Annotated in this window: 9 protein-coding genes; 4 read left to right on the forward strand and 5 right to left on the reverse strand. The window is 73.0% G+C overall.

From position 1 onward, the window contains the following. Window position 1: 1 nt before the first annotated feature. The 4 genes from ACFYVL_RS17515 to ACFYVL_RS17530 all read left to right on the forward strand — a co-directional run bounded on the left by ACFYVL_RS17515 (window position 2) and on the right by ACFYVL_RS17530 (window position 4,706). Complete coding sequence (locus tag ACFYVL_RS17515; protein WP_389245568.1) at window positions 2–1,102, forward strand: glycoside hydrolase family 26 protein; 1,101 nt, start codon at window positions 2–4, stop codon at window positions 1,100–1,102. After that, complete coding sequence (locus tag ACFYVL_RS17520; protein ID WP_389245570.1) at window positions 1,099–2,610, forward strand: hypothetical protein; 1,512 nt, start codon at window positions 1,099–1,101, stop codon at window positions 2,608–2,610. The genes ACFYVL_RS17515 and ACFYVL_RS17520 overlap by 4 nt, the downstream gene beginning before the upstream one ends. Further along, complete coding sequence (locus ACFYVL_RS17525) at window positions 2,607–4,169, forward strand: glycosyltransferase family 39 protein (RefSeq protein WP_389245572.1); 1,563 nt, start codon at window positions 2,607–2,609, stop codon at window positions 4,167–4,169. The genes ACFYVL_RS17520 and ACFYVL_RS17525 overlap by 4 nt, the downstream gene beginning before the upstream one ends. Window positions 4,170–4,250: 81 nt before the next feature. Beyond that, the gene (locus ACFYVL_RS17530; RefSeq protein ID WP_389245574.1) at window positions 4,251–4,706 is read left to right on the forward strand and encodes an NTP pyrophosphohydrolase; all 456 of its coding nucleotides are present in this window, start codon (window positions 4,251–4,253) and stop codon (window positions 4,704–4,706) included. Window positions 4,707–4,722: 16 nt separating this feature from the next. On the opposite strand, the gene ACFYVL_RS17535 is transcribed toward ACFYVL_RS17530, so the two are convergent. From ACFYVL_RS17535 to ACFYVL_RS17555, 5 genes are all read right to left on the reverse strand, one after another. Then, entirely contained in the window at window positions 4,723–6,147 is a 1,425-nt protein-coding gene (locus tag ACFYVL_RS17535; RefSeq protein WP_389245576.1) for an ArnT family glycosyltransferase, read from the reverse strand. Window positions 6,148–6,277: 130 nt separating this feature from the next. After that, the gene (locus tag ACFYVL_RS17540; RefSeq protein WP_389245578.1) at window positions 6,278–7,807 is read right to left on the reverse strand and encodes an amino acid permease; all 1,530 of its coding nucleotides are present in this window, start codon (window positions 7,805–7,807) and stop codon (window positions 6,278–6,280) included. A gap of 217 nt (window positions 7,808–8,024) precedes the next feature. Beyond that, complete coding sequence (gene dxs, locus ACFYVL_RS17545) at window positions 8,025–9,944, reverse strand: 1-deoxy-D-xylulose-5-phosphate synthase (RefSeq protein ID WP_389245581.1); 1,920 nt, start codon at window positions 9,942–9,944, stop codon at window positions 8,025–8,027. Window positions 9,945–10,178: 234 nt separating this feature from the next. Continuing rightward, on the reverse strand, window positions 10,179–11,492 hold the full coding sequence (locus ACFYVL_RS17550; protein WP_389245583.1) for a sugar ABC transporter permease: 1,314 nt from the start codon (window positions 11,490–11,492) through the stop codon (window positions 10,179–10,181). Further along, entirely contained in the window at window positions 11,489–12,301 is an 813-nt protein-coding gene (locus ACFYVL_RS17555; RefSeq protein ID WP_389245585.1) for an ATP-binding cassette domain-containing protein, read from the reverse strand. The genes ACFYVL_RS17550 and ACFYVL_RS17555 overlap by 4 nt, the downstream gene beginning before the upstream one ends. Window positions 12,302–12,489: the final 188 nt, after the last annotated feature.

A 12,489-nucleotide genomic window follows, 5' to 3' on the forward strand; every position in this document is an offset into this window, starting at 1 on the left:
CGTGCTTCCGTCCCGTTCCCGCCAGGTCCGCACCCCCTCCGGGCAGGCCCGTACCCCCCTCCGCACGGCCCGCGGGCCCTTCCGCCGGGCCCGAGGGGCGGCCGTGGTCTGCGCCGCCCTGGTGCTCGCCGCCGGCGGGTGCACCACCTTCTCCTCCGCGGGACGGGACCACTACCGGTCCCTGGACACCGGGCCGCCGACGACCGCCGCCGCGACCCAGGAGGCACGCGAGGCCCCGTACGACCTCACGCCCCTGCTGCGGCCCGCCGGGGGGAAGAAGTACCTGGGCGTGGCCGCCGAGGGACTGCCCGGTTCGCTGGAGCCGCTGCGGACCTTCGCCGCGCAGGCCGGTAGACAGCCCAACCTGGTCGGCTACTACGCCGCGTGGGGCGACCGGTTCGACGAGGGCGCCGCCGCCGCGGTGTGGCACGAGGGGGCACTGCCGATGATCTCCTGGGAGCCGCACACGACGCCGCTCGCCGACATCGCGGCGGGCCGCAGCGACGACTACATCCGCTCCTACGCCGAGGCCGTCCGCGAACTGAACCTCCCCGTGGCGATCAGCTTCGCGCACGAGATGAACGGCGACTGGTACCCCTGGGGCACCAAGAAGGCCACCCCGGCCGAATTCACCGCCGCCTGGAAGCGCACGCACGACCTCTTCGAGAAGGCCGGAGCCAGGTCCGTGATCTGGGTCTGGACCCCCAACGTCGTCAACCCGATGCCGCAGGTGAAGCTCAAGCCGTTCTGGCCGGGCGAGAAGTACGTCGACTGGGTCGGCGTCATCGGCTACTACGCCAAGCACGGCCCGACCACCTTCGAGACCCTCTTCGACCCGACGCTTCGGCAGATCCGCACCTTCACCCGCAAACCGGTGGTCATCCCCGAGACGGCGTCCGAGGGCGGCGAGCGCAAGCCCGCCGACATCGAGGACCTCTTCCGGGGCGTCGAGAAGCGCCCCGACGTCCTCGGCTTCATCTGGTTCGACTACGACAAGGAGGCCGACTGGCGGATCAGCAGCGGTCCGCTCGCCCGGCGCACCTTCCGCGAACAGGCCCGCGGCTCGGCCGCGTTCGGCTTCGACCCCGGCAAGCTCCGATGAGCCCCGACACCGTGCGGCTGCGCAGGGCCGACATCGCCGCCCGGCTCGCCCCCGCTTACACCGTCCCCGAGGTGCCGCGGTCCGCCTGGACGGTCAACTCGCGGCGCAGCGTGCGCATCGGACGGCTGCTGCTGCTGTGCGTCCTGGCCGTGCAGGCCGGGCTCTCCTCCCGGATGGGCGGCCGGCTGTTCCCCGGCGAGGCGCTGACGCTGGTCCACGGGCACCTCCAGCGCGACGGCTCGGGCACGGTGCCACTGACCGACCCCGCCTCGGGGCGGCCGTCCCTGTACCCGGTGCTGGCGGCGTTCGTCGACTCGTCCTTCGGGCCGACCGGAGTGCGGGTGCTGAGCCTGCTGGCGATGCTCGGGGCGACCGTGTGCGTGTACGCGCTGGCCGCCCGGCTGTTCCGGGCGCGGGCGGCGCTCGGGGCGGCGGCGCTGTTCTCGGTCTGCGAGTCGACCGTGTTCTCCGGGTTCCTCGCGGACGGCGCCGCGCTCGGCGGGTGCTTCCTGGCGCTCGCCGCGTGGCTGGCGGCCCGCGGCGGCGCGCGCGTGGCCCCGGTGCTGCTCGCGGTCGTCCCCGCCGTGCTGGCGGTCGCCCTCGCGTGGGGCACGGTGCTGTTCCTGCCGACGCTGGCCCTGCTCGCGGCCCTCACGACGCTGCCGGGCGGGGCGGGGCGCGCGGTGCTGCGGGCGGCGCTGTTCGCCGTGCCCACCGCTCTGCTGCTGTACGGCGGCACCCGGCTGCTCGGCGGCGGGAGCGGCCCGGACCGGGCGCCGCGGCTCTCCTCGCAGACCCCGGCCGCCGTGCTCGGGGACATCGTGCAGTGGGGCGGCCCGGTGTTCCTGTGCGCCCTTGGCGGCGCCGTCGCCTACATCCACCGGGCGCGCCTGGCCGAGACCTCGTGGACCCGGGTGGCGGTCCCCGGGCGGGTGCGCCGGGTGCTGCTGGCCGTGCTGCTGTGCGCGAGCCCGCTGCTGGCCGCCGGGTACGTGCTGGCCGGGCGCGGGGACCCGGCCCAGCTCCGGAACCTGGGGTACGGGCTGGCGCTCGCCGCACCGCTCTCGGGCCTCGGGCTGGCCCGGCTGGTCGGCGCGCACTTCCGCAACCCGCAGCTGGGCATCCTGGTGTACGTCGCGGTACTGGTGCTCGGCCTGGTGCGGGCGCACAACACCTTCGTACCGCCCGACTCCACCCGGGCCGTCGAGGCGCTGGCGAAGGTCGTCACGGCCGACGGCCGCTACCTGGCCGACCGGCCCGCCGTACCCGCGTACTACCTGCGCGGGGCTACCCGGGAGCGGCAGTGGGAGCGCACCGGCCCGTCCAAGGTCGCCGACCTCGCCGCCGGACGCTTCGACGCCGTCGTGCTGTCCGGGCTGCCCGAGTCCCCCGAGAACTTCGCCCTGACCACCTCCCTGCGCGCCAATCCCCACTACCGGCTGCTGCTCGACGACCCGTACGTCGCTCCCGCCGGGCCGAGCTCCTACCGCGTCTGGATCAAGAAGTGACTGTGATCGACCCCGCCGGACCCGTCGCGCCCGCGGAAGCGGCCGACCGGCCGCGCAGCGCCGCCCGGCGGCTGCGCCGCTCGGTGGACGCGCGCCGGTCGGCCGCGGTGGCGTTCCTGCTGCCGGCCGCGGTCGCGCTGGCCTTCACCCTGCACGGCATCGGGGACCGCCAGCTGTGGCAGGACGAGCACGCCACCTGGTGGTCGGCGACGCTGCCGCTCGCCGACCTGGGCACGCTGCTGCGGGGCGTCGACGTGGTCTTCGCCCCGTTCTACGTGGCGATGCACGGGTGGACCGCGCTGCTGGGCACCTCGGAGACCGTGCTGCGGCTGCCCGCGGCGCTGGCGACGGCCGCCGCGGCGGGTCTGCTGGGGCTGCTCGGGCGCAGGCTGTTCGACCTGCGCACGGGGCTGCTGGCCGGGCTGGTCTTCGCGGTGCTGCCGACGGTCACCCGGTTCGGGCAGGAGGCCCGCCCGTACGCCTTCGCCGTCGCGGCGGTCCTGCTGTCGACGCTGCTGCTGGTGCGGGTGCTGGAGCGGCCGTCGGTGAAGGGCTGGGCGCTGTACGCGGCGAGCCTGCCGCTGGTCGGCTGGAGCCACCTCGTCTCGCTGTCGGTGCTGGCGGCGCACCTGTGCGCGGTGCTGGCCGCGCGCCGGGCGGGCGACCGCACCGCGGCCTGGGGCTTCTGCGGGTCGGTGCTGGTCGGCGTCTCCTTCGTGCTGCCGATGGCGGCGCGCGGCTCGGGGCAGAGCGGCCAGATCTCCTGGAACAACCCGACCCTGCGGACCTTCCTCGACTTCCCCCACGACGTCGTCGGGTCCTGGCCGACGGCGGTCCCGCTGCTGGTCCTCGGGGCGGTCGGCATCGCGGTGGCGGGCCGGCCCCGGCTGATGCTCGCGGTGTGGGCGCTGCTCCCGCCGCTGCTGACCTTCGCCACCGCCGACCTGCTGCGGCTCTTCTACTACCGCTATCTGCTCTTCACGCTGCCCGCCTGGGTGCTGCTGGCGGCGGTGGCGGTGTGCCGCCCGGCCGGGTTCGGGCCGGACCGCGCCCGCAGGCCGCTGGTGGTGTGGCTGGGCTGGCTGCTGGCAGCGGCGGCAGCGACCGCCGTGCTGTGGCTCTCGCTGCCCGCGATGGCCACCGCCCGGCAGGCGGGCAAGGACGTCGCGTGGGAGCCGGACTACCGGAGCGCCGCCCGTCTGATCGAGCGGCAGCAGAGGGCGGGCGACGCCGTCGTGTACGGCGGCGCCACCTCCGGCACCATCGTCCGGCGCGGGCTCGCCTACGAACTCCGCGACGCGGCCCACCGGCCCGCCGACGTGCTGGTGTCCGTCACGGCGCGGGAGGCGGGCTCCTTCGCACCGGTCGAGGGCCTTGCCCCGAGGCCGGCCCTGAGCGGGCACGACCGGGTCTGGGTGCTGACCTCGCCCGCCTCCGACGACCCGTACACCGGTCTGACCCCGGCCACGGTCTCGGCCCTGCGCAGCCGTTACGAGCCGGCCGCGACCCATCGGCTGAAGAACGTGACGGTGACGCTCCTCGCGCGTGTGCGGCGCTGACCGCCGGGCACGGGCGGCCCCGGCACCGCGGTCTCCGGTCGGGGCGCGGGCCTGGCGGCGGCCCCGTGGGACGCTGGGCCCATGACGTCCACACCGCCCGAGCCGCCCGTCCCGTCCGAGGACGGCACCGCCCCCGACACCGCGACCGGCGCCGCGCAGAGCGCCCCGCCCCTGCTCGTGGTCGACGCGGCCAACGTCGTGGGTTCGGTGCCCGACGGCTGGTGGAAGGACCGGCACGGCGCCGCCGAGCGGCTGCGCGACCGGCTGCCCGGGTACGCGGCCGACGGGGTGGCGGGGCTTCCGGGACCGCTCGACGTCGTGCTGGTGGTGGAGGGCGCGGCCCGGGGTGTGGAGTCGGTGCCCGGGGTGCGGGTCGTGTCCGCCTCCGGCAGCGGCGACGACCGGATCGTCGAGGTCGTCGCGGAGCGGCTCCCGGCCGGCCGGGAGTGCGTCGTGGTCACCGCCGACCGCGAGCTGCGGCGCCGGGTCGAGGCGCACGGCGCCCGGTGCGTGGGGCCCCGCACCGTACGGAGCTGAGCGGGCGGAGCCGGGCTCAGGGCGCGCCGGTGCGCGCGTACAGCACCGCCCCGTCCACCGTCGCCACCCGCTCGTACTCCTGCGCCAGCACCCGCCGCAGCGTCGGCATCCGCCCGGGACCGTACGGCTTGCCCCGGGAGTCGTCGACGACGAGCGCGGGCCGGTGCTGTGCCAGGTCGGCCAGCAGGAGCGGCCAGCTGCCCTCGACCCCGTACTCCTCGCCGACCAGCGAACCGTTCCTGCCGCCGCTGAAGTTCGTGAGCAGTCCGGCCGTGAGGTAGCGGCTCGCGGGGGCGCGGCCGGCCAGCCAGTACGTCTCCGGGTGCATGCCCCAGATCAGTACCCGGTCGGTCGCCGAGGTGCGCTCCCGGACGGCTTGCGCGAGCTGTTCGGCGTGCGTGAGTTCGGCGCGCGGGGCCAGGAAGCCCCAGGTCAGGAAGAGCGCGCAGGTGCAGGCGAGTGCGGTGAGCGCGCCGCGCGTCCAGCGGTGGGGCAGGGCGTGCAGGGCGGCCGTGCCCAGCAGGGCGAGCGGCGGCATGAGTTGCAGGTAGTAGTGGCCGAAGAAGTGGAACCCGGTCGCCACGGCGACGGCGGAGGCCGCCAGCCACAGCCACAGGTCGGTGCCGGGGGCCCGCCACCGCCGTACCAGGGGCACGAGCAGGCCGAGGCAGGCGGCGGCCAGGATGCCCGCGTTGCCGAGGCCCCGGCCGAGCGCGTGCAGTCCCGAGCCGGTCAGGTCGGCGTACGAACCGGAGCCCGTGACCACCCAGAACAGGAAGCGGGACGGGCCCGTGACCAGGGCCACCGCCGCGACCGGCAGGGCGAACCCCGCGACCGTGCGCAGCAGGGCCGGGCCGCGCCGCGACGTCGTCCAGGCGAGCCAGAGCACCGGCACCAGTACCGCCCCGCCCGTCTGCTTGGTCAGGAAGGCGCCCGCGACGGCCGCCCCCGCCCAGGTCCAGGCCCTGCGGTCGGCGCACCACACGGCGAGCGCGGTGAACGGAAGGGTGAAGATCCCGAAGGAGGCGGCCTGGGTGTCCTCGGGGTGCAGTCCGACGGAGATCAGCAGGAAGCCGGCGCCCGCCACTGCTCCGGACCGGTCGCCCCACCGGCGGCGGGCCAGTGAGGCGAGGAGGGCCGCCGTGGCGAACAGGGCGAGGATCGCGAGGACCTTCACCGGGACGAGCGAGCCGTGTCCGAAGAGGCCGAGCGCCGCCTCGTACAGCCAGGGTACGAACGGCGGCTTGCGGTCGACGACGGTGTCGTACAGCACTCCCCCGTCGGCGAGCTGCCGCGCCTGGACGGCGAGGAACCCCTCGTCGGGGTTCCACAGGGGGTGCAGGAAGGAGGGGATGCGGGTGAGCGCCGCGAGGAGGAGCAGGGCGGGGAGCAGCTTCCGCCAGTAGGCGTGCGAAGTCGGGGTCACGGGCTCGACGAGCATGGGCCAAAACTATCCGCTCCGTCAGGGGCGCCGGGCACCGCGCCGAAAGCCTCCCACGACGCACCGCCCCGGCCACCGGCGACCGGGCCACCGGAGACCGGCGCCCGGCGCCCGGCGCCCGGCGCCCGGCCTACTCCACCGGCGTACCGCTCGTCCTACCCAGCTTGCTGTGCCGCCTGCCGTACAGGAAGTACACGGCCACGCCGATCAGCATCCACACCCCGAACCGCAGCCAGGTCTCGCTCGGCAGGTTCAGCATCAGCCACAGCGAGGCGAGCACCGACAGCGCCGGGACCAGCGGGACCAGCGGTGTGCGGAAGGAGCGCGGCAGGTCGGGGCGCCGGCGGCGCAGGATGACGACGCCGACGGCGACCACGACGAACGCGAAGAGGGTGCCGATGTTGACCAGTTCGGCCAGCTCGTCGATGGAGGTGAAGCCCGCGACGACGGCGACGATCGCACCGAGCAGCACCGTCGAGCGGTAGGGGGTCCCGAAGCGCGGATGGACGTGCGAGAACGTCTTGGGGAGGAGTCCGTCGCGGCTCATCGCGAAGAACACCCGGGACTGGCCGAGGAGCAGGATCATGCAGACCGAGGTGAGGCCGACGGCCGCGCCGAAGCTGATCAGGCCCGCCCAGAAGGGGTGTCCGACCGACTTGAAGGCGTCGGCGAGCGGGGCGTCGGTGGAGAGGTCGCTGTACTTCTGCATGCCGGTGACGACGACGGAGACCGCGACGTAGAGCAAGGTGCAGATGATCAGCGAGCCGAGGATGCCGCGCGGCACGTCGCGCTGCGGCAGCTTGGTCTCCTCGGCGGCGGTGGCGACGATGTCGAAGCCGATGAACGCGAAGAAGACGACGGCCGCCGCGGTGAAGATGCCCATCACGCCGAAGCTGGTCGGGGTGAACCCGAAGAGCACCTGGACGAGGGGGGCGGTGAGGCCTGTGCCGCCCTCGGTGTCCTGGGCCGGCGGGACGAACGGCTGGTAGTTCGAGCCGGTGATGAAGAACGCGCCGACGACGATGACCAGCAGCACGACCGTCACCTTGACGCCGACGATGACGCTGGTCACCCGGGAGGACAGCTTCATTCCGGCGACCAGGACCGCGGTGATGACGAGCACCAGGATGCAGGCCAGCAGGTCGAAGCCGAACTTTCCGTCGTGGGTGCCGGAGAGGAAGTCGGGCAGGGTGAATCCGGCGGTGTCCAGCAGGGAGCGCATGTAGCCGGACCAGCCGACCGCGACCACCGCGCAGCCGAGCGCCAGCTCCAGGACCAGGTCCCAGCCGATGATCCAGGCCGGCAGCTCACCGAGCGAGGCGTAGCTGAAGGTGTACGCGGAGCCCGCGACCGGGACGGTGGAGGCGAACTCGGCGTAGCAGAGTGCCGCGAGGCCGCAGACGACGCCCGCGACGACGAAGGCCAGGGCGACGGAGGGTCCCGCCGTCTCCTTGGCGATCTTGCCGGTCAGTACGAAGATGCCGGTGCCGATGATGACGCCGACGCCGAAGACCGTGAGGTCGAGGGCCGAGAGTGACTTCTTGAGCGCGTGTTCCGGTTCTTCGGTGTCCTGGATGGACTGTTCGACCGTCTTGGTCCGCAGGACGCCGTTAGGGTTCCTGCCGCTTTCTCTGCTGGTGGGTCCTTGTGCTGTGCTCACCGGCGCACCTCCGCCTGTCGGCCGTCGCCCAACTCTTGAGTGAGCGAGTCTCCGCAATCATCGTGATCACTCCTCAGGGACCACGAGAGGTGCGTTCGGGTTTCACCCAATAGGACGAAGCGGCACGCCAGGGCCCCGACCGGGTTTCGATCCCCGGCCGGGGCCCTTGGCGCAGGTCGTACGGTGCGTGCCGGTGCGGCGGCGGCCGTCCGGTGCCTCAGTCGCGCGCGGCGTCCGCGGTCGCGCTCTCCAGCCGGCCGTCGATCTTCGCGACCAGACCGGTGACCTGGCGGGCGATGTCCGGTGCGGTCAGCCCGATCTCGGCCATGACCTCCTTGCGGGAGGCGTGGTCGAGGAAGACGGGCGGGATGCCGAAGTCGCGCAGCGGTACGTCGACGTCCGCGTCCCGCAGCGCCTGGGCGACGGCCGAGCCGACGCCGCCGACGCGGGAGTTGTCCTCGACGGTGACGACGACCCGGTGCTGCTCGGCGAGCGGCGCCATGGCCTCGTCGACCGGCTTGACCCAGCGCGGGTCGACGACGGTGGAGGAGATGCCCTGGGCGTCGAGCAGTTCGGCGATCTCCAGGCACATCGGGGCGAGCGCGCCGACCGAGACCAGCAGGACGTCGGGGCGGGCCGCGTCGGTGGCGGGCCTGCGCAGCACGTCCATGCCGCCCACCTTGCCGACGGCCTTGACCGCCGGGCCGACCGCGCCCTTGGAGAAGCGGACGACGGTCGGGGCGTCCTCGACCTGGACGGCCTCGCGCAGCTGGGCGCGGACCTGGTCGGCGTCGCGCGGGGCGGCGATCCGCAGGGACGGGACGACCTGGAGGATCGACATGTCCCACATGCCGTTGTGCGAGGCGCCGTCGGTGCCGGTGACGCCCGCGCGGTCCAGCACGAACGTCACTCCGCACTTGTGCAGGGCCACGTCCATCAGCACTTGGTCGAAGGCGCGGTTGAGGAAGGTGGCGTACACCGCGAAGACGGGGTGCAGGCCGCCGGTGGCCAGGCCCGCCGCCGAGACGGCGCCGTGCTGCTCGGCGATGCCGACGTCGTAGACCCGCTCGGGGAAGGCCTTGGCGAACTTGTCCAGGCCGACCGGCTGGAGCATGGCCGCGGTGATCGCGACGATGTCCTTCCGCTCCTTGCCGAGCTTGACCATCTCCTCGCCGAAGACCGAGGTCCAGTCGACGCCGGAGGAGGCGATCGGCAGGCCGGTGTCCGGGTGGATCTTGCCGACGGCGTGGAAGCGGTCGGCCTCGTCGGCGAGGGCGGGCTGGTAGCCGCGGCCCTTCTCGGTGAGGCAGTGCACGATGACCGGGCCGCCGAAGCGCTTGGCGCGCTGCAGCGCGGACTCCAGGGCCTCGATGTCGTGGCCGTCGATGGGGCCGACGTACTTGAGGCCGAGGTCCTCGAACATGCCCTGCGGGGCGATGAAGTCCTTGAGGCCCTTCTTCGCGCCGTGCAGCGTCTCGTACAGCGGGCGGCCGACGACCGGGGTGCGCTCCAGGATGTCCTTGCCGCGGGCCAGGAAGCGCTCGTAGCCGTCGGTGGTGCGCAGGGTGGCCAGGTGGTTGGCGAGGCCGCCGATGGTGGGCGCGTAGGAGCGCTCGTTGTCGTTGACGACGATGACCAGCGGGCGGTCCTTGGCGACGGCGATGTTGTTCAGCGCCTCCCAGGCCATGCCGCCGGTCAGGGCGCCGTCGCCGATGACGGCGACGACCGCGTCGTCCTTGCCGAGCACCTCGTTGGCCTTGGCGAGGCCGTCGGCCCAGCCGAGGACCGTGGAGGCGTGGCTGTTCTCGATGACGTCGTGCTCGGACTCGGCACGGGCCGGGTAGCCGGAGAGGCCGCCCTTCATCTTCAGCCGGGTGAAGTCCTGGCGCCCGGTGAGCAGCTTGTGCACGTAGCTCTGGTGGCCGGTGTCCCAGAGAACCTTGTCCTTCGGCGACTCGAAGACCCGGTGCAGGGCGATGGTCAGCTCGACCACTCCCAGGTTGGGGCCGAGGTGACCGCCGGTCTTGGACACCTCGTCGACGAGGAAGGTCCGGATCTCCGCGGCCAGCTGGTCGAGCTGCTCCGGGGACAGCCGGTCCAGGTCGCGCGGTCCCTTGATACGGGTCAGCAGGGCCACCCGTGCCTCCTTGCGGTTGAACTGGCTTACTTGCACGGCTGCGCTTGCTCGCACAGAAGTGCTTGGACGTTCGTGCCGATCTGACGAGTCTAATGTTCCGCGCGGAACGCGGATCGTCGGGTCGTGCGACCTGCGTCACCCGTACGGGGGATAAATGCACAGACGTGCCCGGCACCGGGAGTGTCGGTGCCGGGCACGGAGGGGTGGGGCTGTTAGACGCGGCCCACCGGTTTTCTAGGCGCGGCCCGCGGATTTCTGGGTGCGGCGGGAGACCGAGTCGATGACCACGGCGGCCAGCAGGACCGCACCGGTGATCATGTACTGGATCTCGCTGGCCATGCCGAGCATGTTCAGGCCCTGCTGGATGGCCTGGATGACGATCATGCCGAGCAGCGCGGACCAGACCTTGCCCCGGCCGCCGAAGAGGCTGGTGCCGCCGATGACGGCCGCGGCGATGACGAGCATCAGGGTGTTGTTCGCGCCGAGGCTCTTGGTGGCACCGCCCGAGAGGCTGGCCAGGAAGAGCCCGCCGAAGGCGGCGAGCAGGCCGGAGATGCCGAAGACGGTGATCCGGATCCGGTCGACGCTGATGCCCGCGCGGCGGGCGGCCTCGGCGTTGCCGCCGACGGCGAAGACCTGGCGGCCGAAGGTGGTGCGGCGGGCCACGAAGTCCGCGATCAGCAGGACGGCCAGGAACAGCACCAGGGCGAGCGGCAGGCCGCGGGCGCCGACCGGCTCGTTCAGGAAGTACGCCACGGCCAGGCACAGCACCGCGACGACGACCGTGCGGAGCACGATCTCGCTGGTGGGGCGGGACGGCAGGGCGGCGGCCCGGCGGCGCTTGCTGTCCAGGAACATCGACAGCCCGTACACCAGGATCGCGACGACGGCCAGGCCGTAGGCGGCGATCTTGTCCTCGAAGTAGTAGCCCGTCAGGTTCTCGACGAAGCTGCCGGAGGGGGTGTTGATCGAGCCTTCCTTGCCCATCAGCCAGATCTGCAGGCCGCTCCAGCCGAGGAAGCCGGCCAGGGTGACGACGAAGGCGGGTACGCCGATCTTGGCGAAGAAGAAGCCGTGCAGCAGACCGAGGGCGAGGCCGGAGAGCAGCGCCACGACGATGGCGAGCCAGCCGTTCCACCCGTTGGAGACCTGGAGCACCGCCCATATCGCGGCGCCGACGCCCGCGACCGAGCCGACCGAGAGGTCGATCTCGCCGAGCAGCAGCACGAAGACGATGCCGACCGCCATGATGCCCATGCCGGAGCTGTAGACGGCGATGTTGGCCAGGGAGCTGGCGGAGAGGAAGTTGCTGTTCTGGAGCTGGAAGACGACCGCGATGACGATCAGTCCGACCACGACGGGCAGCGAGCCGAGCTCACCGCCGCGCACCTTGCGGCCGAACTCGGTCAGGTAGCCCTTGAAGCCCTCCTCGCGGACGAGGAGGCGGGGGTCGACGGCGGGGGCCGCCGGGTTCGCGTCGGCGGAGCCGTTCGCGGGAGAGGTCTCGGGTGCCTCGGACGTCTTCGAGGTCTTGGCGAGGTCGCTCACTTCGCGTCCTCCTTCGCTGCCGTGGCCGAAGCCGAGGTGGTACGCGCCTTGCGGCGGGTCACGGCGTTGTCCGTGGCGCCGGTGATCGCGGAGATGATCACTTCCTGGGAGACCGTCTTCACGTCGAAGACGCCGTTGTTGCGGCCCAGCCGCAGTACGGCGACCTTGTCCGCGACGGCGCGGACGTCCTCCATGTTGTGGCTGATGAGGATGACGCCGTGGCCGCGCTCGCGCAGCCGCTCGACCAGGTCGAGGACCTGCGCGGTCTGCTCGACGCCGAGGGCGGCGGTGGGCTCGTCGAGGATGACCACCTTGGGGTCGCCGACCAGGGCGCGCGCGATGGCGACGACCTGGCGCTGACCGCCGGAGAGCGAGGCCACCGGGATCCGGACGCTCGGAATCCGGATGGACAGGGTGTCCAGCAGCTCCTTGGCGCGCTTCTCCATGGCGATCTCGTTGAGGACCGAGCCGCGGCGGATCTCGCTGCCGAGGAAGAGGTTGGCGACGACATCGAGGTTGTCGCAGAGCGCGAGGTCCTGGTAGACGGTGGCGACACCGAGGTGCTGGGCGTCCTGCGGCCGGTTGACGTGCACCGGCCTGCCCTCCCACTCGATGGTGCCCTCGTCGATCGGGTGGACTCCCGAGATCGTCTTGACGAGCGTGGACTTTCCGGCGCCGTTGTCGCCGACAAGGGCGACCACCTGGCCGGGCTGGATCTCCAGGTCTACGTCGGTGAGCGCCTGGACGGCGCCGAACCGCTTGGAGACTCCGCGCAACGCCAGCACGGGCGTAGCGGACACGTGAATCATCTCCTTCGCCGCCTGACCGGCGGGGATGGTGGTGCGTGGTGCACGGGGTGCACGAGGGGGGCTGTTCGGGGGCGTGCGGGGGCCCCCCCCCGGGGGGGGGGGGGGCCGCCCCCCGCCCCCCGGGGGGGGGGGGGGGGGGGGGGGGGCGCCCCCACGCCAATAGCCGGGCGGGACTGTTGTCACCCCGC

Origin of the sequence: Streptomyces sp. NPDC004111, assembly GCF_042874215.1 — a bacterium.
Classification (GTDB): Bacteria; Actinomycetota; Actinomycetes; order Streptomycetales; family Streptomycetaceae; genus Streptomyces.

What these genes read in the sequence shown, in the direction of transcription:
- ACFYVL_RS17520 (WP_389245570.1), top strand. Translation starts at nt 1,099, where the DNA reads ATGAGCCCCGACACCGTGCGGCTGCGCAGGGCCGACATCGCCGCCCGG.
- ACFYVL_RS17530 (WP_389245574.1), top strand. Translation starts at nt 4,251, where the DNA reads ATGACGTCCACACCGCCCGAGCCGCCCGTCCCGTCCGAGGACGGCACC.
- ACFYVL_RS17535 (WP_389245576.1), bottom strand. Translation starts at nt 6,147, where the DNA reads ATGCTCGTCGAGCCCGTGACCCCGACTTCGCACGCCTACTGGCGGAAG.
- ACFYVL_RS17555 (WP_389245585.1), bottom strand. Translation starts at nt 12,301, where the DNA reads ATGATTCACGTGTCCGCTACGCCCGTGCTGGCGTTGCGCGGAGTCTCC.